Genomic DNA, 26,046 nt, shown 5'->3' with positions numbered 1-26,046 from the left:
AGTCGGTGGGAGCCGGACGCTCCGCTTGAGCCCCCCGCCGCCGGGGGCACTCCGAGCGGGAAGGTCAGCCCCGAGCGGGGACGGTCAGCGCTGGCGGATCGTGGAGAACCCGCAGGCCGGCGTGCAGAGGGTGACGATGCCGCTGTAGCGGTAGGTGGTGCGGCCCTTGGTGACGCTGTGGACGGTGTGCTTCTCCCGCAGGTTCATCTCCCGGCAGCGCGGGCAGGCGGCGCCGACCGGCGTGCCCCAGGGGCGGTTCGGGTTCAGCTTGGTGTACGAGACCGCCATCAGGACGAGGGCGAGGCCGGCACCGCCGAAGCCGACGAACCGCCAGGTCCCGTTCGAGGACTCTCGACGGTCGATCATCTCGTCATAGGAGTAGGTGCCACCACCGCCGTGGTTGGACCAGATCCGGCACTCGCTGTTCCGGGTCATGGTCTGGCCGTCACAGGTCGGCGCGGAGTTCGGGTCCGACTTCCCGACCACCAGCGCCAGGAAGAGGCCGACCGCGGCCAGCAGGCCGAGGACGACCACGGCGGTGGTCCGGCTGCGGCCGGTGTGCAGGCGTTTGCGCTCGTTGTACGCCGTATCGATCACAGCCTGGGCCATGTTGCCCCCGTCGACCGCCACCACGTGTCTCCTGTTGTCCGTACGTCCGCACTGCTCGTCGTTCCGAGCCGCAATGCCCCTCGACGAGGGGAGTGCCACGAACCCACCACGATCGACACGCGGCCGCAGCCGACTTGTCAAACTTTGACCATTCAGTTTTCGGACGCGACCGAGGCCAGGTAGGCGGCCGCCTTCGCCGGGTCGAGGTACCACCGGTCCACGTCTGCCGGGTCGTTGAAGTTGTTGGCGAACCGGTCGGCCACGGCCTGGTACCGGCTCCCCGCGACGAAGAGGTCGAGCACGTGCGGGGGCGGCGGGGCGAGCATGGCGTTGCTCCAGGTGGTGACCGGGCCGGCGATCTCCCAGAAGGTGTCGAAGGCGGCCTGCTGGAAGTCCCGGTCGAAGGGCTTGTCGCCGTGGGCGAGGATCGCCGCCAGATAGACGGCCGCGCACTTGGCGGCGTTGTTGGCGCCCTGGCCGGTGATCGGGTCGTTGGTGACGACCACGTCCGCCACGCCCAACACGGCGACGCCGCCCGGCAGTTCGCCGACCGGACGGCGCACCACCGGGGTGAAGCGGCCGGCCAGGGTGGCGCCGGCGTCGGTGAGTTCGACGCCGGCCCGGGCCCGGTCGTACTCCCAAGGGGTGAAGGTCTTCATCAACTCCAGGGTCACCCGCAGGTGTTCGGCCGGGTCGCGCAGCCCGTCGAAGGCGTCCGCCGGGCCGCCCGGCACGGCCTCCCAGAGCAGGATGTCGCAGGGCCCCGACACGGTGAGGGCCGGCACCACGAACAGTTCGCCGATGCCGGGCACCGCGTTGCAGCGCACCGCCGGGAAGTCGTGCTCGGGGCGCGGCCCGAGCCCGTGCACGTAGGCGGCGGCCAGCGCGCGCTGCGGGCGGTCGTGCGGCGAGTGCGCGTGGTCGCGCTCGAACAGCGAGCCCAGCGCGCCCTTGCCGGAGGCCACCAGCACCAGGTCGTACGAGCCGGCCAGGTGCTCCACGTCGGCGGCGGTCACCTTGCGCAGCTCCACCCGGCCGCCGCGCCCGGCGAAGGTCTCCAGCCAGGTGGACATCTTCAGCCGCTGGTCGACGGACTGCGCGTAGGCGTCCAGCCGTCCGACCCAGTCGATCACCCGCGCCGCGTCCGGCCCGGTCACCGACAGCCCGACTCCCTCGATCCGGGGCGCCTCCTCGGCCCACAGGTCCAGGCCGAGCTCACGCTCGGTGCGCAGCGCGGAGTCGAACATGCACTGGCTGGACAGCACCTTCCCGGCGCGCACCTCCTCCGCACTGCGGTCCGTCAGCACCGTCACGTCGTAACCGTGGGACTGCAGTCCCAGGGCCAGTTGGAGTCCGGCCTGCCCGGCACCGACGATCAGAACTCTGCGCATCGCCCCTGCTCTCCTGGTGGTGCGTCACGACTCCACAGCCGGACCGCACTTCGCGACTGCCCGGTGGCCTGGATACCAGTCATCGGCGCGCCCGTCCACGGGCCGCACAGCGGACAGCGGAGAGTTCGAGGCCGGGTCGAGCCGGAGGCGGAGCTTCCGCTCACAGCCCGCACCGGCCGCCCCGCTCCGCGATCCCGGCTACCCGCCGGCCACCAGCTTGTCGCCCAACACGCTCCGCCGGTACAGCACTTGACGCCCGTCCCGAGCCCGGGCGAGCAGACCCGCGGCGTACAGGACGCGCAGGTGCTGGGAGACGGCGCTCGGCGTGACCCGCACCCGGCGGGCGATCTCGACGGTGGCGGTCGGCTCCTCCAGCAGCACCAGCAGCCGGGCCCGCGGCGCACCGAGCAGTGCTGCCAGCGCCTGCGGAGCGGCACCCGACCGGGAGCCGCCCCGCGGCGCGTCACCCGGCGGGGAGTCCCACAGGGTGGCCACGCCCCGGCTCGGGTAGACCAGGCTGGGCGGCTCCTCCGGACTGAGCGGCGGCGCGGGCTTGTGCGCGAACACGGACGGCATCAGCAACAGCCCCCGCCCCGCCGCCGCGACCCGGTGCCGGCTGATCATCCGGTCGACGTGCAGCACGCCTTCCCGCCACCGCAGGTCCGGGTGCATGTCGGCGAACAGCAGCCGGGCGCCGCCGAGCGCGAGCCGCCGGGCCCGGTACGTCATGTCCGCCTCCAGCACCAGCCGCATCCGCGGCCACTCCGGCTCGATCGCCGACCGCCAGTACCGGTGCAGCAGGTCGCAGATGCCGTCGCGCAGTGCGGCGACCGCGGCGTCGTCGCCGTCGACGGCCGCCCGCAGGGCCCCGGGCACCGGATCCGGCGCGTGCGTCAGCACCAGGTCGCGACGGACCAGCTCCGAGGAGGTCCGGCGCACGACGGCCAGCTCCTCCTCGAAGACCGGCGCGAAGCTCGTCGGAACGGGCGTCAGGTGGTCCGGGACGGTACGCCGGCGCGCCACCAGGGCCAGCAGCAGCTCGGTGTCGAGCGCCCCCAGCCGGCCGAGCGCCGACCGGCGCCACGGCAGGTGCAACGCCGCGAGCCCGGGGTCCTGCAGCACCCGCAGGCTCAGCACCGCCTCGTGCAGCGGCGACAGCGCGAACCGGGTGTCCGCGAGGTCCTCGACGCCGAGTTCGAAGCTGATCATGAAGCCCCACGCTACATCGATTGGCGGCGCCCCGCCGATGCCGTGCACTGACGCCATGACACCGACCGACCCGACACCGGCCGCCCCGGCACCGGCGACCACCAAAACCTCACCCACCCCCGTACGGGCGAACCGGTGACCCGCCGCCTGGTCCTGCTCCTCGCCGTCACCTGCGCCGTCGCGGTCGGCAACCTCTACTTCCCGCAGGCCGTCGGCCCGCTGATCGCCGCCGGACTGCACGTGCCGCCGGACGCGGCGACCCTCGTCGTGACCGCCACCCAGCTCGGGTACACCGGCGGGATCGTGCTCCTGGTGCCGCTCGGCGACCGGCTCCCCCACCGCCCGCTCCTGGTCACCCTGCTCTCCCTCACCGGCCTCGCCCTGCTCGCCGCGGGCTGCGCGCCGAACCTGCCCGTCCTGGTCGCGGCGAGCGCCGCCGTCGGCCTGACCACCGTCGCCGCCCAGATCGTCGGCACGCTGGCCGCCAACCTGACCTCCGCCGGCCGCCGGGGCGCGGTGATCGGCGCCCTGCTGAGCGGATCGACCGGCGGCATGCTGCTGGCCCGCACCTTCGGCGGCACCCTCGGCCAGTGGCTGGGCTGGCGGGCCCCGTACCTGGTCGCCGCCGCGCTCACCCTCCTCCTCGCCGCCGTCCTGGCCCGCACCGTCCCGGCCACCACCGCGACCTCCCGGCAGCCGTACCGGGCCCTGCTCGCCGAACCCCTGCGCCTGCTGCGCACCGAGCCGGACCTGCGCCGCTCCTGCATCTACCAGGCGAGCGTCTTCGCCGGCTTCTCCGCCGTCTGGACCTGCCTGGCCCTGCTGCTCACCGGTCCGCCGTACGACTTGGACGCCCGGGCCGTCGGCCTGCTCGCCCTGGTGGGCGCGGCGACCATGCTCTGCACTCCGTACGCCGGAAGGCTGGTGGACCGGCACGGCCCCGACCCGGTGAACCTGGTCTGCCTGCTCGGCGTCCTCGCCGCGGCCGCCGTCCTCGCGACGGGCAGCCACGGCGGTCCGCTCGGCCTGACCGCCCTGACCCTCGGCACCCTGCTGCTCGACGTGGCGATGCAGTGCGGCATGGTGGCCAACCAGACCCGGGTCGACACGCTCCGGCCGGAAGCCCGCGGCCGCCTCAGGAGCGCCTACATGACCTGCGCCTACCTGGGCGGCAGCACGGGCTCCTGGCTCGGCACCCGGGTCTGGACCCGCACCGGTTGGTGGGGCGTCTGCACCCTCCTGGCCCTCCTCACCATGCTCGCCCTGACCCGCCACCTCACCGCCACACCCCGCACCGCCCCGAGCACCCCCGAGGACCGTCAGCCGCCGCCCCGGACGAAGGGCCGCGCGTCCCCCCGCTCCCAGCAGGCCTGACCGGCGTCGACCGCGCCGCCGGGCCGACGCGCGAGGTGCCCGGCCGGGTGGGTCAACCCGTGATCAGGCGGCGGCCGGTGATCTCGTCGGGGCGGATCCGGACCCAGCGGGGGCGGTCGCCGCCGGCCCAGGGGGTGGCGCCGGGGAGGGCGGCCAGGCGTTGCAGTTCCTCGGGGTCGGTCACGTAGTGGGCCTGGCCGAGGACGAGGACGCTCCAGCCGCGCCCGAGGTACTCGTCGATGCGGTCGACCTCGAAGGAGACCGGGGCGGACTCGGCCGGGGCGGCGGCGTGGTGCTCGCCGGTGCGGAAGGCGAAGGACGCCCGGTCGACCACGTAGTTGACGGGCAGGACCACCGGCCCCGGCTCGACCGCCAGGCCGATCCGGCCGATGCCGTGGGTGCCGACGAGCTCCCAGCACTCGGCCTCGGTGAGGTTCTGCAGCCGGGGGTGCGGGCCGGGGCCGCCGTGGCCGGGCGGGGCGTCGGCGCGGCCGGTCAGCAGTTCGTCGCGGCTGCAGCCGAGGGCGGCGGCGATCCGCACGAACCCGCCCGGGTCGAAGTCGGGCCCGGCGTCGAGCAGGTGCCGCAGGTAGCGGGGGGCCATCGCGGCCCGGCGGGCCAGGTCGTCCTCGGTGATGCCCAGCCGGTCGCACCGTTCGGCGATCCGCTGAGCCACGGCGGCGGGGTCGGTGGTGTCGTGCACGGGGTGACTCCTCGGCTTGCCGGGGGGCGTTCGGGCCGGGTCCGGGCCGCGTCGGGGCGCAATCCGGTACGGGCCCGTCGAGTTGACCAGGGCGGACCCATCCAAGCGTCCGACCTGCGGCAAGTCGAGCAACGGCCCGGCCCCGTGCGTGTCGGTCGCCGCGTCCCCGTCCCCGCAGCTCAGTGCGGCGGCTCGTCGCCCGGCCCGGTGAGCTCCGCAGCGAGCGCGCGAAGGCTCTCGCGCAGCAGCCGCACCAGCGGGTCCTGTTCCCGGCGCGGGTGCCAGAGCAGGGTGACGAAGCGCTCGGCGGTCGGCTCGCCCCGGGTGAGTTCGTGGCCCGCCCGGACGGCGGCGGTGAGCGCGGCCCGGACCAGGCCGAGCGGGCACGGCGGCGGAGACGGCCACGAGCGCCCCGGAGCACGAACGGGCCGTCAGCCGCTAAGGGTCCGTCAAGACTCCCGTGCACACGCCTGTCCCGCTCGCCACCCCGGGCGCATACTGTCCTGCGCGGCTCGCACCGCGCGACAGGGCCACTCCGGTCCCGGCCCGGTTGCGCCGCGACGGGGGAGGTCGAAATCGTGACAGCTGTGGTGATCGTCGCCGTGCTGCTCCTGCTCTGGCTGGTGACCGGCGTGCGGGTGGTCCAGCAGTACGAGCGCGGTGTGGTGTTCCGGCTGGGGCGGGTGAGCGGCCGGGTCCGCGAGCCGGGCGTCACCCTCCTGCTGCCGGTGCTCGACCGGATGCGCAAGGTCAACGTCCAGGTCGTGACCATGCCGGTGCCCGCGCAGGAGGGCATCACCAAGGACAACGTCTCGGTGAGCGTCGACGCGGTGCTCTACTTCCGGGTGATCGACCCGGTCAAGGCCACCGTGGACGTGCAGAACTACGCCTTCGCCATGCTGCAGGTCGCCCAAACCTCGCTGCGCTCGATCATCGGCAAGAGCGAGCTGGACGACCTGCTCTCCGGCCGGGAGAACCTGCACCAGGGCCTGGAGGTCATGCTGGAGAGCCCGGCCACCGGCTGGGGCGTGCACATCGACCGGGTGGAGATCAAGGACGTCAGCCTGCCCGACTCGATGAAGCGCTCGATGGCCCGCCAGGCCGAGGCCGACCGCGAGCGCCGGGCCAGGATCATCACCGCCGACGGCGAGTTCCAGGCCGCCGCCAAGCTCGCCGAGGCGGCCGCAAAGATGAGCGACACCCCGGCAGCGATGCAGCTGCGGCTGCTGCAGACGGTGGTCGAGGTCGCGGCGGAGAAGAACTCGACGCTGGTGCTGCCGTTCCCGGTGGAGCTGCTGCGCTTCTTCGACGCCTCGACCGTCAGGATCGCCGCCGAAGGCTCTGGCGATGCGGGTGACGCAGCCGTCGAGGCCCCGGCCCAGGGGGCCGCCGTCCCCGCGCAGACCCCGGCCGACGGGAGCTGAGCCCACCACGCGGCCGGCCGGGACACCCACCCGATCCGGCCGCGTGCCCATAGGTCGTCCCTATGACCCCATAGACCGGAACCGACTACACCACCGTCCCACCTCCGGGTTGGCTGCAAGGGTCCAGACCACCTCCCGCTGCGCCCGACCGGAGGACCGTCCGCCATGACCCGCCCGATCAGAGTCGCGATCGTCGGAGCCGGCCCCGCCGGCATCTACGCCGCCGACGCCCTGCTGAAGTCCGACGCCGCCGGGACCCCCGGTGTCTCGATCGACCTGTTCGAGCGGATGCCCGCCCCGTTCGGCCTGATCCGCTACGGCGTCGCGCCCGACCACCCGCGCATCAAGGGCATCGTGACGGCCCTGCACCAGGTGCTCGACAAGCCGCAGGTCCGCCTGTTCGGCAACGTCGACTACCCGTCCGACCTCGCCCTGGACGACCTGCACCGGTTCTACGACGCCGTGGTGTTCGCCACCGGCGCGTCGGCCGACCGCGCGCTCGGCCTGCCCGGCATCGACCTGGACGGCTCGCACGGCGCGGCCGACTTCGTCTCCTGGTACGACGGGCACCCGGACGTGGACCGCGACTGGCCGCTGGAGGCAGAGAAGGTCGCCGTGCTCGGCGTCGGCAACGTCGCGCTGGACGTCGCCCGGATCCTCGCCAAGACCGCCGATGAGCTGCTGCCCACCGAGATCCCGCCGAACGTCCACGCGGGTCTGCGCCGCAACCGGGCCCGCGAGGTGCACGTCTTCGGCCGGCGCGGCCCGGCCCAGGCCAAGTTCAGCCCGATGGAGCTGCGCGAACTGGACCACTCCCCGACCATCGAGGTGGTCGTCGACCCCGAGGACATCGAGTACGACGCCGGTTCGATCGCCGAGCGCCGCGCGGTCAAGCACGTCGACCTGGTCGCGGCGACCCTGGAGAACTGGGCGATCCGCGACGTCGGGGACCGCCCGCACCGGGTCCACCTGCACTTCTTCGAGTCCCCGGTCGAGGTCCTGGGCGCGGACGGCCGGGTGGTCGGGCTGCGCACCGAGCGCACCGAGTACGACGGCACCGGCAACGTGCGCGGCACCGGCCGCTTCACCGACTGGGACGTCCAGGCGGTCTACCGGGCCGTCGGCTACTACTCCGACGAGCTGCCCAAGCTTCCCTTCGACCCGGTCTCGGGCACCGTCCCGCACGCGGCCGGCCGGGTGCTGGACGGCGACGGCTCGCACCGCACCGCGACGTACGTCACCGGCTGGATCAAGCGCGGCCCGGTCGGCCTGATCGGCCACACCAAGGGTGACGCCAACGAGACCGTCGCCTGCCTGCTGGACGACCACGCGGCCGGCCGCCTGCCGGGCGCCGCCGAGCCGGACCCGGCGGCGGTCGAGGAGCACCTGCGCGGACAGGGCGTGCGCTACACCACGTGGGCGGGCTGGCAGCTGCTCGACGCCCACGAGCGCGCGCTCGGCGAGGCCGAGGGCCGCGAGCGGGTCAAGGTCGTCGAACGCGAGGAGATGCTGCGCCACAGCGGGGCGTGAGCGCGGGCCGCTCCTCCACCGGCAGGGCCGGTCGTCCGCCCGACCGGGGCCGGACAGGCGTCACGGGCGGACGATCGGCAGCAGCACCTCGTCCACGATCTCCGCCGGATCGAGCTGCACCGCCTCCCCGCCGCACATCTTGATCCGGTACAGCATCAGCGCCGGCACCACGTCGGTGACCAGCGGGGTGACGGCCCCCGGGCGGACCTCGCCGCGGGCGGCGCCGCGGTCCAGTACCTCGGCGATCAGCGCCGTCGTCGGCTCGACCACCCGCTCCAGCACGATCGCCACGAAGGCGTGCGCCCGCCGGTGGTCGAGCTCGCTCATGATCGCCCGGACCGCCGCGCCCAGCTCGCTGAACATGGCCGTGCGCAGCCTTTCCACCACCGCCAGCAGGTCCCCCCGCAGGCTGCCGGTGTCGGGGGCCTGGCCGCCCGGCGGCAGGCTGGCCCGCAGCGCGTCCATGACCAGCTCCTCCTTGGAGGGCCAGCGGCGGTAGAGCGCGGCCTTCCCGGTCTGCGCCGCGGCGGCCACGCCCTCCATGGTCAGCCGGGCGTAACCGTCGGTGGTGAGCTGGTGGAGGACGGCCTCGTAGATGGCGCTCTCCAGCGCCTCGCCGCGCCGCCGCAGCGGCGTTGCGGCCACCGGTCCGCGCCCGGTGTCCGTGTCAGCGGTCATGGCTGTGCACCCTCTTCGACTCGCCCTTCCTCGATCACGGCGACGGCGTTCCCCTTCTCGCGCCACCACCTCCGATGTTAGTGAACGAATGCGTTCCGCTTCCAACCGCGCGCCCGCCGCCGAGTTGCGACGGGTGTTCGCTCGGATACGCTTCGAACAGGGGTTCCCACCGCCCGGTCGACGTCACACACCGCGACCGTGCTCCCACCCGGCGGGACCGGCCCGGGACCGTCGCCTCATGCGGACGGGGCGGCATCAGCGGTGGCATGGAGGAGCAGGTCGGAGCGCCCGGCCTGCGGAACCCACCGTGGAGGTCACCATGACCGACAGAACGGCCGGTGCGGCGCTGGTGGCGGCGGGCGCCGCCGCGGTCTTCGCCGCCGTGAGCCTCGCCGCGGCCGTCCGGGCCTGCAGGTGTCCGGTCGAGGGCGCCGCGGGCACCGAGCGCAGCCGCAGAGCGAAGCGGCACCTGCGCCCCGGGCCGGGCCCCGGCGGCGGCCCGCCCCGTCCGCCCCGCCCGCCGTGCCCCAACCCGCCCTTCTGCAACTGAACCGGTTCCGCTGCCCCTTCGATCCCCGCCCCCGGCCGTCCGCCCGACGCGCCGGGGGCGGGCGTCGTACGGGCCCCGGCCCGGGCCTCGACGCACGGGAGCCGCGCTCAACCGCACGCCGGTCGGCGCGGCAGCACCGCGTGCACCCGGGTACCGCGGCCGAGCGCGTCGACGGTGCAGCTGCCGCCGATCTCCGCAGCCCGCTCCGACATCGACCGCAGGCCCACCCCCGGGCGCGCCGGATCGCCGGGGCCCGGGCCCTGCCCGTCATCCTCGACCAGGAGTTCCAGCTGCTCGGCCTCCACTCGTACGCACACCGTGGCGCTGCGCGCCCGGGCGTGGCGCAGCACGTTGTTCAGTGCCTCCGCGGTGATCCGGTAGACGGCGACCTCGACGGCGGCGGGCAGGTCCGGCAGCGGATCCGGCTGGAGCCTGGCGGTGACGGTGAGGTCGGCGCCGCTGAAGGTCTCCGCGAGCCGGTCGAGCGCCCGGGACAGGCCGTAGTCGCCCAGGGCGGTCGGCCCGAGCCGGTCGGTGATCCGCCGGACCTCCCGGACGGCCGAGGCGAGGTCGTCGGCGACCCGCTCCAGCGCGCCGGAGAACTGCGCCGGGTCGTCCACCGCGGCCGCTCCCTGGAGCCGCAGCCGCAGTCCGGCCAGCATCGGGCCGAGGCCGTCGTGGATGTCGCGCCGCAGCTGGCGGCGCTCCTCCTCGCGGGCGGCGACGATCTGTTCGCGGCTGGCCCGCAGGTCCTCGGTCAGCCGGAGCGAGGCGACGGCGGGCGCGGCCTGGTCGGCGAGCGAGCGCAGGATGTCGCGGTCGCTCTCGTCGAGAGTCAGCTGGCCGGGGCGCGGGGCGACGGTGAGCCGGCCGATCTCGGCGCCGCGGTGGACCAGGGCGAAGCCCTCGCCACTGCCGGAGCGTTCCCCGACGGCAGCCAGCGGGCGTTCGCCGCCGCGGGTGGAGACGGTCAACGCCACGCCGGGCAGCCGGAGTTCGTCACTGACCGTGGCGCAGAGCACGGCCGGCACCTCCTGCGGGTCGACGGTCTGGCTGACCCGCCCGGCGAGGCTGCGCAGCACCTGGTACGGCTGCGCGCGCGAGCCGTAGTACCAGCGGTCGACCACGCCGGAGGCCCACTGGACGCCGCGGGGCAGGCCGGCCGCGAGCAGGAAGACGACGGCGATCAGCAACAGCGTCCCGGCGCCGCGCCGCCCGGGCATCAGCATGGTGGACAGCACGCAGGCCACCAGGACGAACACCACCACCAGCCCGGTCGCCACCAGCAGGCCGACCAGCACCCGGCGGGCCGCCAGGTCCAGCCGCCAGGAGCCGTCGCGCACGACGACGGCGGCCAGGGTGAGCGTCCACAGCGCGGAGGCGAAGGTGAAGGCGATGAACGCCGCGGTGCTCTGTCCGTCGAAGTAGTAGCCGAGTTCGGCGAAGTCCCACAGCAGGTAGACCCCGAGGCCGATCAGGACGTTCTGCCGGCGCCGCCGGGACACCCCGCGGGTGCGGGCGAGCGGGACCAGGATCACCAGGACGGTCAGGACGGCGAACACGATGAGCTGGGTGGCGTGCAGCCGGTCGTCGAACGTCCGCAGCCGGCTCGCGACGGTGCTGCCGGCCAGCGGGTTGGGCCGGCCGAAGACCGTGGGCTGGTAGACGTAGTAGCAGGCCTGGGGCAGGATCCACACGGCCACCGCGCCGATCGCGTACCACCACCGGCGGCTGGGCAGCGTCCCGTACGGCAGCCACAGCGGAAATGCGTGCCACAGCGGGCCGCTGACGGCGTAGCCGGCCGACACCAGGACCACCACGGCCCCGACCACGCCCGGATCGCCCACCTCGACCCAGACCGGGGTCTGGGCGGCGAGGGGGATGATCTGCGCCGCCCCGTACACGAGCAGCACCCAGCCGAGCTGGACGCCCGGGCGGTGGGCGTGCAGCAGCACCCCGCCGGCCACGGCGGCCAGCCCGGAGCCCAGGACCGCCAGGTGGTGGGCGGGCACCGTGATCCCGGGCGCGCCCAGGTGGCTCACCACGTAGCCCACCCACAGGCCCCCGGCCACCAGGCAGACGGCGGCGCACAGCCCGGCCAGGGCCAGCTGCCGTTCCGCCGGGCCGGACCGGGGCCGCCGCCGGGCTCTCCGCGCGCTCTCCGCCGCCATGACCGCCCTTTCCTCGCCGACGCCCCCACGGGATGGCAGCAGTGTCCTGCACCCGGTGTCCCGGGCACATGAGGCACCGGCCCCGGCGAGGCGCACCCCGACCGGACGGACGCCAGGACGGGCTCGCGACCGGTCGGGTCAGGTCAGGTCAGGTCACGTGCGGGTCAGCCGAGCGGGCGGCAGAGCAGGGCGTCCGGGACGCCGTAGTGCAGCCACCGCCAGGTGTAGGCGACGCCGGCCGCGTACTCACCGTCCGCGCACTGACCCTTGTAGGAGCCGGGCGCCCAGTCACTGGCGACCGAGCCTCCGTCGGCGGGCCGGTTGTCTCCGTGGTCGAACCAGAGGACCCGGCCGCCGGAGGGCAGCGGTCCGGCCGCGGGTGCGCAGAGCAGGGCGGCCATGGCGCCGCCGTGCACGCTGTAGCCGACGGCGAAGGTGCGCTCGGGGCACTGCAGCTTGTTGTAGCCGGAGGCCCAGTCGCCCTGGGTGACGTAGCGCTCGTCGGTGACGGTGGTCCAGTCGCCGGTGCCCGTGACGGGCTGGCCCGTGTCGCTGCACAGGCCCCGGCTGCTGCTGCGGCCGAGGGCGAGCAGGCGTTGGCCGTCCGGGCAGTTGCCCTTGCGGTTGCCGGGGCTCCAGTCCGGGAGGGCGAGCATCCGCCGCGAGACGTTCTGGTCGCCGTGGTCGAGGTCGAGCATGTTCCAGTGGGCGACCGGGGCGACGGGGCCGGTGAGTGCGGGGGCGTCGACCAGCTTGTGCCAGTCGGCGGCCCGCCAGTCGCCGGGGTCGCCGAGGCCGGTGCGCCGGCCGGCGGTGTCGTAGGAGAGCAGCGCCCAGCTGTCCAGGGGGCGGCCGCTCGCGTCGGCCCAGCCGACCAGCGGCCAGATGGCGAAGTCGGTGTCGTTGCGCGCCAGGAGGTCGGTGAAGGTGTCCAGCCAGGTCTGTTCCTTGGCGTCGGTGGAGCCGCGGCCGCCCGCGCCGAACTCGCTGATCCACACCGGGGCGGTGAAGTGCTGTCCGGTCCGGGTCACGAACAGTGCCTCGTCGTTGACGACCTGGGCGAGCTGGTCGGGGGTGAAGTCCTCGTAGCGGGGGTCGCTCGTCGCCCCCGGGCCGCTGCCCGCACCGGTGTTGGCCGGGCCGGTGTAGGCGTAGAAGTGCGCGGAGTACACCAGCTTGCCGGAGTCGATCAGGGTGTGGGAGAGGGTGCGGACCGGGGTGAGCATCGGCCGGCCGTGGCTGAACAGCGCGGCGGGGATGCCGTACCAGTTGATGCCCTCCATGACGACCAGCAGGTCCGGGTCGGCCTGCAGGATCCGGTTTCCGGCCTCCTCGAAGGCGGCGTACTCGTCGTGGGCGTCGCCCAGGCCCCAGTTGGGGTCGTCCCAGGTGTCGCGGCGGACCTCGTTGCGCAGGTCGGCGCCGACCACCCGCTTGTCGGCGCGGTAGCGGTTCGCCATGAAGACCCAGTCGTCCTCCCACTGCGCGGTGGACTGGCCGCTGTTCCAGCGCTCGTTGCCGTCCAGGCCGCAGCAGAAGCGGTAGCCGGTGGTGTGGTTGTTGAGGATGACCGCGAAGCCGTCGGCGGTGAGCGCCGCCACCACGGCGTCGTAGACCTGGAGCGGGGTGCGGCCGCGCAGTTGCGGGTTGGCGGCGACGGCGGAGTCCGGGACCGGGACGGTGTCGTGGATCATCGCGTTGGCGAAGGGCAGCCGGATGCTGTTGAGGCCCAGGTCGTGGAAGTCGGCCAGGAGCTGCGTCATCGGCACCCGGTCCAGGCCGAGCGGGATGTTGTGCGACACCTGCCCGGCCTGGTTGTTCGCCGGGTCGTTCGGGTCGCCGTTGCCCTCCCAGGTGCCTTGGGCCCCGGCCCAGTTGGCGGCCTTCAGCTTGAAGCGGTCGCCGTTCGCGTCCACGACGTACCGCCCGCGGGTGCTGAGCGGGCCGGTCCACGACGCGGCGAGCCGTTCGGCGGCGGGCCGGCCGGCCGTGACGGTGGCGGCCTGCGCCGCGGCGGTGCCGGAGCCGGCCGTCAGGACGGCGAGCACGGGCAGGCACGCGGCCAGGGCGAGCAGTCGCGTTCCGAGTCTCTTCATGGTCATCCCCGCGGTGGTGACGGTGGCTCGACAAGTCGGCGGGGACCGACCTTACGGGGCGGCAGCGGGCGTGGGAAGGGCACGGCGAAGGCCCGGTCGGCACAACCGGACCGGGTTTGACGCCCGTTCGGACTTCCACCACCCTTCCACTAATCGAATAGTGAAAGGGTACTTTGCCGATGCCCCTGGCCCCCTCCCCGCTCACTCCGCCCCGCCTCCGACCCCGCCCCGGCGCCGCCCGACAGCGACGAACGCGCCGCCTCCGACGGGCACTCAGCCACCCTGCCCTGCCGGCCTGGGGCCTGGCCGCGGGCTTCGCCGCGCTCTACGCCTGCGTCGGCGTCAACCGGCACCGACGCGGCCTCACCAAGGCCTACGACCTGGGCATCTTCGAACAGGCCATCCGGGCGTACGCGCACGGCCGGGCCCCGATCGTCCCGCTCAAGGGGCCCGGCTACCACCTGCTCGGGGACCACTTCCACCCGCTGGTCGCCACCCTCGCCCCCGCCTACCGGGCCTTCCCCACCCCGCTCACCCTGGTGGTCGCCCAGGCCCTGCTCATGGCCTCGGCCGTCGTCCCGCTCACCCGCTGGGCCCACGAGGTGGCCGGCCCGCGGGTCGCCCTGCTCGTCGGCTGCGCCACCGGGGCGTCCTGGGGGATCGTCCGGGCCGCGGCCGACGACTTCCACGAGATCGCGTTCGCCGTCCCGCTGCTCGCCTTCGCCGCCGTCGCGCTCGGCCGGCGCCGGCCGCTGACCGCCGCGCTCTGGTCGCTGCCGCTGCTGCTGGTCAAGGAGGACCTGGGGCTGACGGTCGCCGCCGTCGGCCTGCTGATCGCCCGGCAGGCCCGCCGGGGCCGGCGCAGTCCGCTGCCCGGGCTCGCCCTCGCCGCCGTCGGTACCGCCGCGACCGCGCTCACCGTGCTGGTCGTGCTCCCCGCGTTCAACACGGGCGGCGGCTTCGACTACTGGCAGCAGCTGGACGGCGGCGGGCACGCCCCGCTCTGGGCACTGCCCGTACGGCTGGCGTGGCCGCCGCTGAAGTGGCTGCTGCTCCTCCTGCTCGCCGCCACCGCCGGCTTCCTCGGCCTGCGCTCACCGCTCCTGCTGCTCTGCCTGCCCACCCTGGCCTGGCGGCTGCTCTCGGCCAACCCGCACTACTGGGGCGTCAGTTACCACTACAGCGCGGTGCTGATGCCGGTCGCGCTCGCCGCCCTGGTCGACGCCGTACGCCGCTCCGGCACCACACTCGGCGCCACGCCGGGCTCCGCCCGGACCCCTGTCCGGCTCCCCCGGCGCGCCCGGTACGCGCTCGCCACCACCGCCCTGGTGACGGCCGTGACGCTGCCGCTCTACCCGCTGCACGAGGTGGTGATGCCCGAGGCCTGGAGCACCCCGCCCCGGCTCCTCGCGACTCGGGCGGCACTGGACCGGATACCCGACGGCGCCACCGTGGCCGCCTCCAACCGGCTGGCGGCCCAGCTCACCAGTCGCACGGAGGTCACCCTGGTCTGCCGGGCCCCGCTCGGGCGCGGGCCCGAGTGGGTGGCCGTCGACCTGCGCGATCCGAGCGTGCAGTCCCCGTGCGCGCTCGCCGAGACCGTCCGCGTGCTCGCGGCGTACCACGAACTCGGCTACCGGAAGCGGGTCGACCAGGACGACCTGGTCCTGCTCGAACGCCCCTGACCAGCCCGCCTCCGATCAGTCCGCCCCTCCCGCCGGCCCCTCCCCCGTCCGGCTTGACCCGCGCGCCGCAGTGGGCCACCATTCCACTATTGAACTAGTGAAAGGTCGAAACGGGTGTGATCGAGTACCGCATCGAGCGGCGCAGCGGCGTCTCCACCTACCAGCAGATCGTGCAGCAGACCAAGCAGGCGCTGCGACTCGGCCTGCTGCAGCCCGGGGACAAGCTGCCGACCGCCCGGGAGGTGGTCGAGCAGACCGCGATCAACCCCAACACCGTGCTGAAGGCCTACCGCGAGCTCGAACGCGAAGGGCTGGTCGAGCCCCGCCCGGGGCTCGGCACCTTCGTCCGGCGCTCGCTCGCCCGGCCGGAGGCCGCGGCCGACGGGCCGCTGCGCGCGGACCTGGTCGGCTGGGTGGACCGGGCCCGGGAGGCCGGGCTGGAGCGCGAGGACATCGCCGCGCTGATGGCCTCCGTCCTGGAGCAGCGCTTCGACACCGGGGTCTCCCCGGCGACACCGAACTGAGAAACACTTGGGGGGACCGGGTGGAAGACCCGACAACCATGGCGCCTGCGCTGGAGGCCGTCGGCCTCGGCAGGCAGTACCGGAGCGGCTGGGCCCTGCGTGGCTGCGACTTCACCGTCCCGGCCGGGCGGATCTGCGGGGCGGTCGGCCCCAACGGCGCCGGCAAGAGCACCCTGCTCGCCCTCGCCGCCCACCAACTCGCCCCCACCGAGGGTGAGTTGCGGGTGCTCGGCGAGGCGTCCGACGGGCCGGAGCTGCGCGCCCGGGTGGCGTACGTGGCGCAGGACAAGCCGCTCTACCCTGGGCTCACCGTCGCCGAGACGCTGCGAATGGGCCGCGAGCTCAATCCGCACTGGGACGAGGAGACCGCCCAAGGGATCGTCGACCAGGGCGAGTTGCAACCCAGGGCACGTATCGGCTCGCTCTCCGGCGGCCAGCGCACCCGGGTCTCCCTCGCGCTGGCCCTCGGCAAGCTCCCCGACCTGCTGCTGCTCGACGAGCCGATGGCCGACCTCGACCCGCTCGCCCGGCACCAGCTCATGGGCACCCTGATGGCGACCGCCGCCGAGCGCGGCACCACCATCGTGCTGTCCTCGCACATCCTCCCCGAGCTGGACGGCGTCATCGACCACCTGCTGCTCGTCCAGCGCGGGCGGATCCGGCTGGCCGGCGACCTGGAGGAGATCCTGGACGGACACCGGCTGCTCACCGGGCCCGCCGAGGCCGCCGGGCTCCCGGCCGAGCAGGTGGTCGAGCAGCGCGTCGCCGGCCGCCGCGCCACAGCGCTGGTGCGCACCGAGGAGCCGCCGGACGGCCCGTGGGAGAGCGAACGGCCGAACCTGGAGGACCTGTTGCTGGGCTACCTGCGCGCACCGGCCGACCCCCGGCCCGACGCCGCCCCGACGAGCGGCCGGCACCGGACCGAGGAGGCCGCCGCATGAGCACGGACGCCCTGACCGACCGCTCCGCCGCTCCCGCCTCTGCGGACCGGCGCCCCGCCCCCGGGCTGCGCGGGCTGCTCTGGCTGGCGACCCGCCAGCACCGGGTGGTGCTGTGGACCCTGGCCGCCCTGCTCGTCCTGGTCGTGGCCGACCTGGCCTGGATCCACCTCGCCTGCCGGCACGTCACCGGCATCCTGCGGCGGACCGGCTGCTACAGCCCCGCGACCTGGTCCGACACCCGGTGCTGGACCCTCCTCGCGCCGATCGACCGGCCGAACTTCTGGTTCGTCTCCGTCCTCCAGCCCGCGGTCACCCTCGCCCCGCTGCTGTTCGGCGTCTTCATCGGCGCACCGCTGCTGGCCCAGGAGTACGAGCGCGGCACGATCCGGCTGATCCGCGCCCAGTCCGTCGGCCCGGTGCGCTGGCTGGCCGTCCGCCTGGCGGTGCCGGGCATCGCCGTGCTGGCCGTCTCCGGCGTGCTCGCCTCGCTGATGACCTGGGTGTGGTGGACGGACATCGTGCACGGCCCGGTCGCCTTCGACCCGCCGTTCCAGTCCTTCACCTACCCGGCCCTCGGGGTCGCGCCGATCGCCTGGTCGCTGTTCGCGCTGTCGCTGGGCGTCCTGGTCGGCCTGCTGCTGCGCCGGACGCTGCCCGCGATGTTCCTCACCGGCGCACTGATCGCGACCGCCCACGGCCTGTTCCGCTGGGCCCGGCCGTACTTCCACCCCGTCGTGGACGAGGTGGGCCCGGCGCCCGGCGCGCAGCCCCCCTACCTCCAGCCCGCCAACGCCTGGCTCGTCGACCGGGGCGTCATCCTGCCCGACGGCACCCGCGTGGACTCCGACGCGTGCATCCGCTCCCTCGGGGCCGGCGCCCGGTGCGAGGGGGCCACCGCCTCCTGGCTCCGGTACCACCCGGCCGACCACCTGGTGCCGATCCAACTCGTCGAGGCCGGCATCCTGGTGGCGCTCACCGTGGTCGTCCTGGTGGTCGTCTTCCGCCGGATCCGCGCCTGACGCCGACTCGGACGCCGGCCTCGAACTGCTGCCTCGAACTGCTGCCTGAGGGCCGGGGGTCAGGCCTTCTTGACCACGCTGGACTTGAGCTGCATGGCGCCGAAGCCCTCGATGCGGCAGTCGATGTCATGACCGTCCACGCCGTCGACCAGGCGGATGCCGCGGACCTTGGTGCCGGCCTTGATGCCGGAGGCACTGCCCTTGACCTTGAGGGCCTTGACGACGGTCACGGTGTCGCCGTCGCTGAGCACATTGCCGACGGCGTCCTTGACGACCCGCTCACCGGCCCCGGCGGTGTCGCCCTCGCCGCCCGCGGCGGGCGCCCACTCGTGGCCGCACTCCGGGCAGACCATGAGGGCGTCCATCTCGTAGGTGTACTCGCCGGCGCACTGCGGACAGGGGGGAAGGTTGTCGCTCATGTGATCAGGATATCCGCTCCCGGAGGCCGTTTCCCCTGCTCAGCGGGCACGGGGATGCGCAGCCCCGCCCTCCGGGAGGCGCCGGTCGCAGCCACTGCCGATACTGGGGCCGGACCCGAGGCGGCAGGGCTCCGCCCCGGACCGCCGCGGCACCGAGGAGGACGCCATGACCGGATCCGTGGTCGTCGGATTCGACGGCTCACCCGAGAGCCTGGCCGCCACCGAGTGGGCCGCCCGGGAGGCGGAGCGCCGCGGGCTGCGCCTGGACGTCCTCCAGGCCTGGCCCTGGCCGAAGCGGGACGTGGTCGGCAGCGACCAGAGCCACCGGCACGCCCTGGCGCGGCTGACCGGCCGCGAGGCCGAACTGCGCGCCCTGGTGACCGGGCTGGAGGTTGCCGGCTCCGCCGTGTCCGCCGACCCCGTCGAGGCGCTGGAGGAGGCCGCGCGCAGCGCCGCCGTGCTGGTGCTGGGCTCGCGCGGGCTGGGGACGCTGCGCGGCTTCCTGGTCGGCTCGGTGAGCCAGGAGGTGCTGCGCCGGGCCGTCTGCCCGGTGGTGCTGGTCCGGGCCGAGGCGGGTGAGGCGGCCGGGCCGGTGACGGTGGGCCTGGATCTGGCGCGCCCGGCGGACCCGGTGCTGGCCTTCGCCTTCGAGGCGGCCGCGCTGCGCTCGGCGCCCCTGCGGGTCGTCCACGTCTGGCCGCCGCCGGCCGGCACCGAGCACCTGTCGTACGGCGCCATCGGCGGGCTGGAGGGCGAGGTCTCCGCCCACGAGCGGGCCGATCTCAGCGAGGCCCTGGAGTCCTGGCGGGCCCGCCACCCCGAGGTGCAGGTGACGGCCGACCTGGTCCGGGGCAAAGCCGCCGTCGAGCTCGTGGACGCGGCGGCGACGGCCCGGCTGCTCGTCGTCGGCCGCCGCCTGCACCACCGGATGCCGCTGCTCCACCACCACCTCGGCCCGGTGGCGCACGCCGCGATCCACCACGCCCACTGCCCGGTCGCCGTCGTCCCGTACGGGTGACCCGGGCCGCCGCAAGCCCGTACGGCAGCCCGGTGCGGCAGCCCCGTACCGTCGGCCACCCCGCACCGTTATACGTTTAACGCCACCACCCGGACCACCCCGAGGAGCCCGCCATGGCCGATCACACCCGCGCCCACCTGCTCGCCGCGATCGACCTCTCGGGCCTCGCCCGCGCGCACGGCAACCACCCCTTCGGCGCACTGCTGACCGACCCGGCCGGGAACGTCCTGCTCACCGCCGAGAACACCGTGCTCATCGACCGCGACGTGACCGCCCACGCCGAGCTCAATCTGGTCCGGCAGGCCTCCCGCACCCTGGACCCGGCGCAGCTGACCGAGGCCACTCTGTACAGCAGCACCGAGCCGTGCGCGATGTGCGCCGGGGCGATCTACTGGAGCGGCATCCGCCGGGTCGTCTACGCGCTCTCCGCACCGCAGTTGAACGTCATCGCGGGGGCCGACCCGGACGAGCCGGTGCTCGACCTGCCGTGCCGCAAGGTCTTCGCGGCCGGCGGGAACACCGTGGAGGTGTCGGGGCCGGACCTCTTCGAGGAGGCCGCGGCGGTGCACGCGGGCTACTGGGCGCAGCCGACCGAGGACTGACACCCCGTGGAGTTACGGGTTGATGACAATAGGACAATAAGCACTGAAGAATAAGGGAAGGCTAGCCTTGCTAAGGCTAGCCTTCCCTTATGAACAGTCTGCTGTTGGCCGCGAACACGGCCGGATACACCGCGCCCCAGCTCTGGCGGGTCCTCACCAAAACCGGCTACTTCATCGGCCTCAGCGGCGCCATCGGCACCACCGTCACCTACGTCACCACGGTCCGACCCGCCCTGCGCCGCGCGGGCGGCACCGCCGACGCCGCGGTGCTGCGATCCAGATCGGCCACCCACCTCGCCTGGGCGGGCGTGGTGCTGCTGGTCGCCGGCTACTTCCAGCTCGCCGCGCGCGTCGCCCGGGCCGGCAAGGGCATGCCCTTCGAGGACGCCCTCGCACCCGGCCGGATCCTGGACTTCCTCCGGGCCCCGGCCGCCAAGGGTGCCTGGATCGCCCAGGGCACCGTCTACCTGGTCCAGAACCTGGTGCTCCTCGCCGCGGCCGCTGCGATGACCGCCCTGTTCCTCCCGGCCGTCCGGCGGCACACCGACCGCGTGGTCCGCGCCGTGCTGCCGGCTGTCCTCGCCGTCACCCTGATCGCCGCCGTCCCGACCACCGCCCCCGCCGACCGCGACCGCTGGCTCGACCTCGTCCTCGACCAGACCCACATCGTCTCCGGCACCGTCTGGCTCGGCGGCCTCGCCCTGCTCGTCGGGCTCGCCGGCACCCGCGGCCGCCTCGGCACCGACGCCGGCCTGCTGTGGGCCGACATCTGGCGCCGCTTCGGCCTCGTCGCGCTGGTCTGCGTCGGCGCCGTCCTCGTCTCCGGCCTGTGGCTCAGCTGGAAGCACGTCGGCGCGGTCTCCCAGCTGTGGACGACCGGCTACGGCCTCGCCCTGCTCGTCAAGCTCGCCCTGGTCCTCGGCCTGGTCACCGCCGGCGCCGTCAACCAGTTCTGGCTCATGCCCCGCATCGCCCGGGCCCGGCGCGCCGACGACACCGCCTCGCTGCGCCACCTCACGCTGCGCCACTTCCCCCTGGTCATCTGGGGCGAGGTCGTCCTCGGGGTCGCCGTCCTGGCGGTCGTGCCGTTCATCACCGGTTCCGCCCGCACCGAGGCCGGCAGCGCCAAGGCCGTCTCCTCGGGCAGTCTCTTCGCCGCCGGTGCCGCCATGGTCATCGCCCTCGCCGTCTCCCTCTACGCCACGGCCAAGGCCTCCGACGCGCTCGCCCGCCGCCCGTCGGCCACCCCGGCCGCGGCCTGACCCCACCCCGCGCGCGCCGCCGCTCCAGGCCCTCCGGAGCGGCGGCGCGCGCTTCGGCGTCCGCCCGGATGCGCCCGGCGCCGGGAGGTGGTCGACTCGACACGACGGGAAGTCTCGGGGGCTCACGGAGAGGAGCCGCACCGATGCCGAAGGTGTCCAAGCAGTCAGCACCGCAGGTCCAGGAGTTCGGCCCGGTGACCGACCGCCGTGCGGAGATGAACGGCTACACCGTCGAGTTCGTCTCCTTCGCGGCCGACGCCGACCTCGACGGCCCGCTGCAGGCGCTGCCCGACGGCGCCTGCCAGTGCCCGCACTGGGGCTACGTCATCGCCGGGCGCGTGCGCTTCGTGTCCGGGGACCAGGAGGAGGTGTACGAGACCGGTGACGCCTTCTACCAGCCGCCCGGGCACCGGCCGTACGTCGACGAGGGCACGGAGCTGCTGCAGTTCAGCCCGACCGCCGACCTCGCCCGCACCGAGCAGGCCATCATGGACTGGATGGGCCGCCAGCAGGGCGGTGCTCCCTAGCGTCTGTCCCTAAGGCGTGGCCGAGCGTTCCGGGTGGGTCAGGTTGGCCCCGTCGCGCGGGTCGAAGACGTGGATCCGCGCGGTGTCGATCCACAGCTCCAGCGGGCCGCCCTCGGCGGCGCGGGTCGCGGTGTTCAGGCGGGCGACGACGCGGTGTTCCTGCATGCCGGTGTCGGCCCGGCCCGAGTCGGCGGCGAGTTCGGCGAGTTCCTCGGTGGGCGCCGGTCCGCCCTCCTCCGCGAAGTGGACGAAGACGTCGGAGCCCACCGACTCGCGGACGTCCACGGTGACGGAGCAGGTGACCCCGCCGGGGTGCTCGACCAGGGCGGCGTCCTCGAAGTCCTCGGGGCGGATGCCGACGATCAGGTCGCGCGGGGCGTCCGCGCGCTCCAGGGCCCGCCGGGTGCGGTCATCCAGCGGCAGTTCACCCAGGGAGGTGCGCAGGGCGTTGTGCTCCAGTGCGGCGCCGAGGAAGTTCATGCCGGGCGAGCCGATGAACCCGGCGACGAAGAGGTTCACCGGCTCGTCGTAGAGGTGCTGGGGCGTGCCGACCTGCTGGACGACGCCGGCCCGCATGACGACGACCCGGTCGCCGAGCGTCATGGCCTCGACCTGGTCGTGGGTGACGTAGACGGTGGTGGTGCCCAGGCGGCGCTGGAGTGCGGCGATCTGGGTGCGCATCTGGACCCGGAGTTTGGCGTCGAGGTTGGACAGCGGCTCGTCCATCAGGAAGGCCTTGGGGTCGCGGACGATCGCCCGCCCCATCGCGACCCGCTGGCGCTGCCCGCCGGAGAGGTTGGCGGGTTTGCGGTCGAGGTGCTGCGTCAGGTCCAGGATCCGGGCGGCCTCCTCGACCTTGGCGGCGATGGTCGGCTTGTCGACCTTGGCCAGGCGCAGCGCGAAGCCCATGTTGTCGCGCACGCTCATGTGCGGGTAGAGGGCGTAGCTCTGGAAGACCATGGCGATGTCGCGGTCCTTGGGGGCGCGGTCGTTGACGACCTCTCCGGCGATCCGCAGGGTGCCTTCGGTGATGTCCTCCAGCCCGGCGATCATGTTGAGCGTGGTGGACTTGCCGCAGCCGGACGGCCCCACCAGGATCACGAACTCGCCGTCGGCGATGGTGAGGTTGACGTCGCGGACGGCGAGAGCGCCGTCGGGGTAGCGCTTGGTGATGCCGTCGAGGACGATCTCGGCCACGGTCCGCCTTCCTGGTGGGTCTCTGGTGGGTCTCAGCCCTTGACGGCGCCGGCGGTGAGCCCGGCGACGATGCGGCGTTGGAACAGCAGCACGAAGACCACGATCGGGATCGTGATGATCACGGCGGCGGCCGCGATCGAGCCGGTCGGCTGCTCGAACTGGGAGCTTCCGGTGAAGAAGGCGATGGCGGCCGGGACGGTCCGGGCCGACGTGGTGGAGGTCAGCGAGATCGCGAACAGGAAGTCGTTCCAGCAGAAGATGAAGACCAGGATGCCGGTCGTGAACACGCCGGGCGCCGCCAGCGGCGCGATGACCAGCCGGAACGCCTGCCAGGGGGTGGCGCCGTCGACCTTGGCGGCCTTCTCCAGGTCCCACGGGATCTCGCGGAAGAAGGCGGAGAGCGTGTAGATCGCCAGCGGCAGCGAGAAGGTCATGTACGGGATGATCAGCCCGAGCCAGGTGTCGAAGAGCCCGAGCACCCGCTCGATGTCGAACAGCGGCGAGACCAGCGAGATCGGCGGGAACATCGCGATCAGCAGGGACACCCCGATCAGCAGCCGCTTCCCGGGGAAGCGCAGCCGGGCCACCGCGTAGGCCGCCATGGTGCCGAGCACCACGGCGACGGTGGTGGCGATCACCGCGATCCCGATCGAGTTGACCAGGGCCCGGGTGAACTCCGAAGTCCGGAAGATGCCGCGGTAGTTGGCCCAGGTCCAGGTGCTCGGCACGAAGTCGCCGTCGGAGAGGGTGGCCGGGTCCTTGAAGGAGAGCGCCACGATCCACCACACCGGGAAGAGCGCGTAGAGGACGACGACCAGGTTGGCGACGCCCCAGCCGGTCAGCGTCCGGGCGCGGTGGGCGTTCATCGGCCCTCCGGTTCGGCGCCCGGCGCCGCCGCACCGAACAGCTTGACGAAGAGCACCGCGATGAGCGCCACGCAGACGAAGATCAGGACCGAGATCGCCGAGCCGATGCCCAGGTTGAGCGCGGTGAACAGGTTGTCGTAGCCGAGGATCGAGACGGAGCCGGTGCCGTTGGAGCCGCCGGTCAGCACGTAGATGTTGTCGAAGATCCGGAAGGCGTCCAGGGTTCGGAAGAGCAGGGCGACCAGGATCGCCGGTTTCATCAGCGGCAGGATCACCAGGCGCAGCCGCTGGCCGAAGGTGGCCCCGTCGACCATGGCCGCCCGGACCGTCTCCTCGGGCACCAGGGCCAGGCCCGCGAGCAGCAGCAGGGCCATGAACGGGGTGGTCTTCCAGACCTCGGCGAGGATGATCAGGCCGATGGCGGGCCACTGTTCGGTCAGCGGGGCGCTGCCCGCCGGCAGCAGGGCGGCCAGGTAGCCGGTGCCCGGTGTCCAGGCGTACTGCCAGGAGTAGGCGGCGACGACGGTCACGATCCCGTACGGCACCAGGACGGCGGTGCGGACGGTGCCGCGGCCGAAGACGGCGCGGTGCATCACCAGGGCGAGCGCCAGCCCGAGCACCAGCTCGACGGCCACCGACACCGCGGTGATCAGCACGGTGACGCCGAGCGCCTGCCACCAGTAGGTCGAGGTCAGCACCGCGCCGTAGTTGGCGAGCCCGACCCAGTGCGCCTGCTCGGGGAAGCGCAGGTCGTAGCGCTGCAGCGACAGGTAGACCGCGTAGCCGATCGGATAGGCGGTGACGGCGACCATCACGATCACCGCGGGGGCGCACAGCAGCAGGCCCAGTCGGCGCTCCTGGCGGGCGCCGCGCGAGGGCCCGGCGGGCCGCTGTACGGTCGTGCCGCGGGCTCCGGTGGTCGGTGTCACGGGATCAGCCCCTTCGAGCCGAGGGCGTCCTGGATCTGCCCGCGGAGGTCGGCCACGTCCTGCTCCGGGCGGATGGCCGCGGGCGGGGAGAGGGTGTGCGAGATGGCGATGGAGACGTTCTGGTAGGCCGGGGTCTGCGGCCGGATGCTCGCGGAGTCGAGGGCGGCGAGGACGTCGGCGGCGAACGGGTAGCTGCTGGTGAGTTCGGCCGCCTGGTAGAGGCTGCGCAGGGACGGCGGGAGTCCGCCCTTGAGCGCGTTGGTGAGCTGGTTGTCGCGGTCGCGCAGGCAGAGGGTGGCCTCGAAGGCGAGGTCGGGGTGCCGGCTGTAGGCGCCCACCGCGAGGTCGATGCCGCCGATGGTGACGCCGGCGGGGCGGCCGGGGGTCACCGCGGGGTAGGGCGCCCAGCGGAAGTGCGGGAAGAGCGTCGGCTGGTTGGCCTTCATCGAGGGGTAGACGAAGGGGTAGTTGAGTTCGAAGGCGGCGCTGCCGGACTCCATGGCGAGCCGGTTCTGGTCCTCCATCTGGTTCGGCAGCGAGGGGTCGGCGGCCACCGAGGTGGCCAGGTCGTGCATCACCGTGGCGGCCGCGACGGCCGGTGCCCCGAGCGCGGGCGCCTGCGCGTCGGGGGTGAGGATCGAGCCTCCGGCGCTGGCGACCAGGGTGTTGAACCAGACGGTCAGTCCCTCGTACTGGGCCCCCTGGATCTCCACCAGGTGCGGCTTGCCCTCGCGGGCCAGCTCCTGCGCCTTGGCCAGCATCTCGGCCCAGGTGGCGGGCGGGGTCGGCACCAGGTCGTCGCGGTACCAGAGCAGTTGGGTGTTGGAGTTGTACGGCACGGCGTACAGCCGGCCCCGCCAGGTGGCGGTGCGCACCGCCGCGTCGAGGGTGTCGGCGGTGCCCTGCTCGCGCATCGCGCCGGTCCACTCGCGGATCCAGCCGGCCTCGGCGAACTCGGCGGGCCAGGTGACGTCCAGGCCCAGGATGTCCACGTCGGCGTCGTGCGCGGCCATCCGGCGCACCAGTTGCTGGCGTTGGCCGTCCGCGCCGCGGGGGAGCTTGTTGTAGTGGATGGTGTAGCGCCCGCCGGACTGCTGCCCGCAGCGGTCGGCGGCCTGCTGGAGGGCCCCGGAGTCGTCGGGGAAGTTGTACCAGTTCAACGTCACCGCCCCGCCCTGCCCGCCGCCTCCGCAGCCCACCAGGGCGGAGGCGATCACGGCCAGCCCGGCGACGGCGCTCGCCCACCGCGAGCGAATTCTGGCGACCCTGGGCATCGTTCTCCCGTGGTGGGGGGCTGACCGGCCCCGCCGACCCTAGGGGGT

General features: G+C 73.8%; 24 protein-coding genes. 12 read left to right on the top strand and 12 right to left on the bottom strand.

What is annotated here, in order from left to right; genetic code table 11:
• Positions 1-84 precede the first annotated feature (84 nt).
• From BX285_RS22890 to BX285_RS22880, 3 genes are all read right to left on the bottom strand, one after another.
• Positions 85-630 carry a hypothetical protein gene (locus tag BX285_RS22890; RefSeq protein ID WP_097239698.1) on the bottom strand — a complete coding sequence of 182 codons (546 nt, stop codon included), beginning with the start codon at positions 628-630 and terminating at the stop codon, positions 85-87.
• Positions 631-761: 131 nt separating this feature from the next.
• Positions 762-2,000, bottom strand: coding sequence for a styrene monooxygenase/indole monooxygenase family protein (locus BX285_RS22885; RefSeq protein ID WP_097239697.1), 1,239 nt, complete (start codon positions 1,998-2,000; stop codon positions 762-764).
• 198 nt (positions 2,001-2,198) lie between these two features.
• The gene (locus tag BX285_RS22880; RefSeq protein WP_121176930.1) at positions 2,199-3,209 is read right to left on the bottom strand and encodes an ArsR family transcriptional regulator; all 1,011 of its coding nucleotides are present in this window, start codon (positions 3,207-3,209) and stop codon (positions 2,199-2,201) included.
• Between the two features lie 135 nt (positions 3,210-3,344).
• Between BX285_RS22880 and BX285_RS22875 the strand changes: the two genes are divergently transcribed.
• Positions 3,345-4,583 carry an MFS transporter gene (locus BX285_RS22875; RefSeq protein WP_183107145.1) on the top strand — a complete coding sequence of 413 codons (1,239 nt, stop codon included), beginning with the start codon at positions 3,345-3,347 and terminating at the stop codon, positions 4,581-4,583.
• A gap of 52 nt (positions 4,584-4,635) precedes the next feature.
• Here the strand turns inward: BX285_RS22875 and BX285_RS22870 are convergent, their stop codons facing one another.
• Complete coding sequence (locus BX285_RS22870; protein WP_097239695.1) at positions 4,636-5,286, bottom strand: pyridoxamine 5'-phosphate oxidase family protein; 651 nt, start codon at positions 5,284-5,286, stop codon at positions 4,636-4,638.
• A 578-nt stretch (positions 5,287-5,864) separates the two neighbouring features.
• Between BX285_RS22870 and BX285_RS22865 the strand changes: the two genes are divergently transcribed.
• A complete protein-coding gene (locus BX285_RS22865) occupies positions 5,865-6,710 on the top strand; it encodes a slipin family protein (protein ID WP_310794229.1) in 846 nt (281 codons plus the stop codon).
• Positions 6,711-6,875: 165 nt separating this feature from the next.
• On the top strand, positions 6,876-8,240 hold the full coding sequence (locus BX285_RS22860; RefSeq protein WP_121176928.1) for an FAD-dependent oxidoreductase: 1,365 nt from the start codon (positions 6,876-6,878) through the stop codon (positions 8,238-8,240).
• Between the two features lie 60 nt (positions 8,241-8,300).
• Here BX285_RS22860 and BX285_RS22855 read toward each other — a convergent pair whose 3' ends face one another.
• The gene (locus BX285_RS22855) at positions 8,301-8,918 is read right to left on the bottom strand and encodes a TetR-like C-terminal domain-containing protein (protein ID WP_097239693.1); all 618 of its coding nucleotides are present in this window, start codon (positions 8,916-8,918) and stop codon (positions 8,301-8,303) included.
• A gap of 319 nt (positions 8,919-9,237) precedes the next feature.
• Here BX285_RS22855 and BX285_RS22850 point away from each other — a divergent pair, with 319 nt between their 5' ends.
• On the top strand, positions 9,238-9,468 hold the full coding sequence (locus BX285_RS22850; RefSeq protein WP_147465213.1) for a hypothetical protein: 231 nt from the start codon (positions 9,238-9,240) through the stop codon (positions 9,466-9,468).
• A gap of 107 nt (positions 9,469-9,575) precedes the next feature.
• Here the strand turns inward: BX285_RS22850 and BX285_RS22845 are convergent, their stop codons facing one another.
• Positions 9,576-11,639 (bottom strand): sensor histidine kinase, encoded by a 2,064-nt coding sequence (locus tag BX285_RS22845; RefSeq protein WP_121176923.1) that lies wholly within the window; start codon positions 11,637-11,639, stop codon positions 9,576-9,578.
• A 164-nt stretch (positions 11,640-11,803) separates the two neighbouring features.
• Positions 11,804-13,741, bottom strand: a complete 1,938-nt coding sequence (locus tag BX285_RS22840) for a glycoside hydrolase family 5 protein (protein WP_398900840.1) — start codon at positions 13,739-13,741, stop codon at positions 11,804-11,806.
• A 173-nt stretch (positions 13,742-13,914) separates the two neighbouring features.
• On the opposite strand from BX285_RS22840, the gene BX285_RS22835 reads away from it, so the two are divergent.
• The 4 genes from BX285_RS22835 (at position 13,915) to BX285_RS22820 (ending at position 17,904) form a co-directional block, all read left to right on the top strand.
• Entirely contained in the window at positions 13,915-15,420 is a 1,506-nt protein-coding gene (locus BX285_RS22835; RefSeq protein ID WP_121176920.1) for a DUF2079 domain-containing protein, read from the top strand.
• A 116-nt stretch (positions 15,421-15,536) separates the two neighbouring features.
• Positions 15,537-15,944, top strand: a complete 408-nt coding sequence (locus BX285_RS22830) for a GntR family transcriptional regulator (RefSeq protein ID WP_097239689.1) — start codon at positions 15,537-15,539, stop codon at positions 15,942-15,944.
• A gap of 38 nt (positions 15,945-15,982) precedes the next feature.
• The gene (locus BX285_RS22825; protein ID WP_121176918.1) at positions 15,983-16,885 is read left to right on the top strand and encodes an ATP-binding cassette domain-containing protein; all 903 of its coding nucleotides are present in this window, start codon (positions 15,983-15,985) and stop codon (positions 16,883-16,885) included.
• The gene (locus tag BX285_RS22820; RefSeq protein WP_121176915.1) at positions 16,882-17,904 is read left to right on the top strand and encodes a hypothetical protein; all 1,023 of its coding nucleotides are present in this window, start codon (positions 16,882-16,884) and stop codon (positions 17,902-17,904) included. The genes BX285_RS22825 and BX285_RS22820 overlap by 4 nt, the downstream gene beginning before the upstream one ends.
• Before the next feature lie 59 nt (positions 17,905-17,963).
• Here BX285_RS22820 and BX285_RS22815 read toward each other — a convergent pair whose 3' ends face one another.
• Entirely contained in the window at positions 17,964-18,323 is a 360-nt protein-coding gene (locus BX285_RS22815) for a zinc ribbon domain-containing protein YjdM (RefSeq protein ID WP_097239686.1), read from the bottom strand.
• A gap of 166 nt (positions 18,324-18,489) precedes the next feature.
• Between BX285_RS22815 and BX285_RS22810 the strand changes: the two genes are divergently transcribed.
• From BX285_RS22810 to BX285_RS22795, 4 genes are all read left to right on the top strand, one after another.
• The gene (locus BX285_RS22810) at positions 18,490-19,341 is read left to right on the top strand and encodes a universal stress protein (RefSeq protein WP_121176913.1); all 852 of its coding nucleotides are present in this window, start codon (positions 18,490-18,492) and stop codon (positions 19,339-19,341) included.
• 113 nt (positions 19,342-19,454) lie between these two features.
• Positions 19,455-19,943, top strand: a complete 489-nt coding sequence (locus tag BX285_RS22805) for a nucleoside deaminase (RefSeq protein ID WP_121176910.1) — start codon at positions 19,455-19,457, stop codon at positions 19,941-19,943.
• Positions 19,944-20,032: 89 nt separating this feature from the next.
• Positions 20,033-21,205 (top strand): CopD family protein, encoded by a 1,173-nt coding sequence (locus BX285_RS22800; RefSeq protein WP_121176907.1) that lies wholly within the window; start codon positions 20,033-20,035, stop codon positions 21,203-21,205.
• A gap of 143 nt (positions 21,206-21,348) precedes the next feature.
• Positions 21,349-21,732: a cupin domain-containing protein gene (locus BX285_RS22795; RefSeq protein WP_097239682.1), complete on the top strand. Its 384-nt coding sequence runs from the start codon at positions 21,349-21,351 to the stop codon at positions 21,730-21,732.
• Between the two features lie 9 nt (positions 21,733-21,741).
• Here BX285_RS22795 and BX285_RS22790 read toward each other — a convergent pair whose 3' ends face one another.
• From BX285_RS22790 to BX285_RS22775, 4 genes are read right to left on the bottom strand one after another with little or no spacing between them, the layout of a single operon-like run.
• Positions 21,742-22,929: an ABC transporter ATP-binding protein gene (locus BX285_RS22790; protein ID WP_097239681.1), complete on the bottom strand. Its 1,188-nt coding sequence runs from the start codon at positions 22,927-22,929 to the stop codon at positions 21,742-21,744.
• 32 nt (positions 22,930-22,961) lie between these two features.
• Positions 22,962-23,795 (bottom strand): carbohydrate ABC transporter permease, encoded by an 834-nt coding sequence (locus BX285_RS22785; protein WP_097239680.1) that lies wholly within the window; start codon positions 23,793-23,795, stop codon positions 22,962-22,964.
• The gene (locus tag BX285_RS22780) at positions 23,792-24,724 is read right to left on the bottom strand and encodes a carbohydrate ABC transporter permease (protein WP_183107144.1); all 933 of its coding nucleotides are present in this window, start codon (positions 24,722-24,724) and stop codon (positions 23,792-23,794) included. The genes BX285_RS22785 and BX285_RS22780 overlap by 4 nt, the downstream gene beginning before the upstream one ends.
• Positions 24,721-25,998 carry an ABC transporter substrate-binding protein gene (locus tag BX285_RS22775; protein WP_097239679.1) on the bottom strand — a complete coding sequence of 426 codons (1,278 nt, stop codon included), beginning with the start codon at positions 25,996-25,998 and terminating at the stop codon, positions 24,721-24,723. Before BX285_RS22775 ends, BX285_RS22780 begins: the two co-directional genes overlap by 4 nt.
• Between the last annotated feature and the right edge of the window lie 48 nt (positions 25,999-26,046).

The organism is Streptomyces sp. 1114.5 (assembly GCF_003635085.1).
In the GTDB taxonomy this organism is placed as follows: domain Bacteria; phylum Actinomycetota; class Actinomycetes; order Streptomycetales; family Streptomycetaceae; genus Kitasatospora.
The sequence above is the reverse complement of the archived record's forward strand: the minus strand, read 5'-3'. Positions and strand labels throughout refer to the sequence as shown.

Excerpts from the sequence above, each read along its gene's own strand:
- BX285_RS22885 (WP_097239697.1), bottom strand. The coding sequence starts at position 2,000 with ATGCGCAGAGTTCTGATCGTCGGTGCCGGGCAGGCCGGACTCCAACTG.
- BX285_RS22880 (WP_121176930.1), bottom strand. The coding sequence starts at position 3,209 with ATGATCAGCTTCGAACTCGGCGTCGAGGACCTCGCGGACACCCGGTTC.
- BX285_RS22860 (WP_121176928.1), top strand. The coding sequence starts at position 6,876 with ATGACCCGCCCGATCAGAGTCGCGATCGTCGGAGCCGGCCCCGCCGGC.
- BX285_RS22855 (WP_097239693.1), bottom strand. The coding sequence starts at position 8,918 with ATGACCGCTGACACGGACACCGGGCGCGGACCGGTGGCCGCAACGCCG.
- BX285_RS22850 (WP_147465213.1), top strand. The coding sequence starts at position 9,238 with ATGACCGACAGAACGGCCGGTGCGGCGCTGGTGGCGGCGGGCGCCGCC.
- BX285_RS22845 (WP_121176923.1), bottom strand. The coding sequence starts at position 11,639 with ATGGCGGCGGAGAGCGCGCGGAGAGCCCGGCGGCGGCCCCGGTCCGGC.
- BX285_RS22840 (WP_398900840.1), bottom strand. The coding sequence starts at position 13,741 with ATGACCATGAAGAGACTCGGAACGCGACTGCTCGCCCTGGCCGCGTGC.
- BX285_RS22835 (WP_121176920.1), top strand. The coding sequence starts at position 13,915 with ATGCCCCTGGCCCCCTCCCCGCTCACTCCGCCCCGCCTCCGACCCCGC.
- BX285_RS22825 (WP_121176918.1), top strand. The coding sequence starts at position 15,983 with ATGGCGCCTGCGCTGGAGGCCGTCGGCCTCGGCAGGCAGTACCGGAGC.
- BX285_RS22820 (WP_121176915.1), top strand. The coding sequence starts at position 16,882 with ATGAGCACGGACGCCCTGACCGACCGCTCCGCCGCTCCCGCCTCTGCG.
- BX285_RS22815 (WP_097239686.1), bottom strand. The coding sequence starts at position 18,323 with ATGAGCGACAACCTTCCCCCCTGTCCGCAGTGCGCCGGCGAGTACACC.
- BX285_RS22810 (WP_121176913.1), top strand. The coding sequence starts at position 18,490 with ATGACCGGATCCGTGGTCGTCGGATTCGACGGCTCACCCGAGAGCCTG.
- BX285_RS22805 (WP_121176910.1), top strand. The coding sequence starts at position 19,455 with ATGGCCGATCACACCCGCGCCCACCTGCTCGCCGCGATCGACCTCTCG.
- BX285_RS22800 (WP_121176907.1), top strand. The coding sequence starts at position 20,033 with ATGAACAGTCTGCTGTTGGCCGCGAACACGGCCGGATACACCGCGCCC.
- BX285_RS22795 (WP_097239682.1), top strand. The coding sequence starts at position 21,349 with ATGCCGAAGGTGTCCAAGCAGTCAGCACCGCAGGTCCAGGAGTTCGGC.
- BX285_RS22785 (WP_097239680.1), bottom strand. The coding sequence starts at position 23,795 with ATGAACGCCCACCGCGCCCGGACGCTGACCGGCTGGGGCGTCGCCAAC.
- BX285_RS22775 (WP_097239679.1), bottom strand. The coding sequence starts at position 25,998 with ATGCCCAGGGTCGCCAGAATTCGCTCGCGGTGGGCGAGCGCCGTCGCC.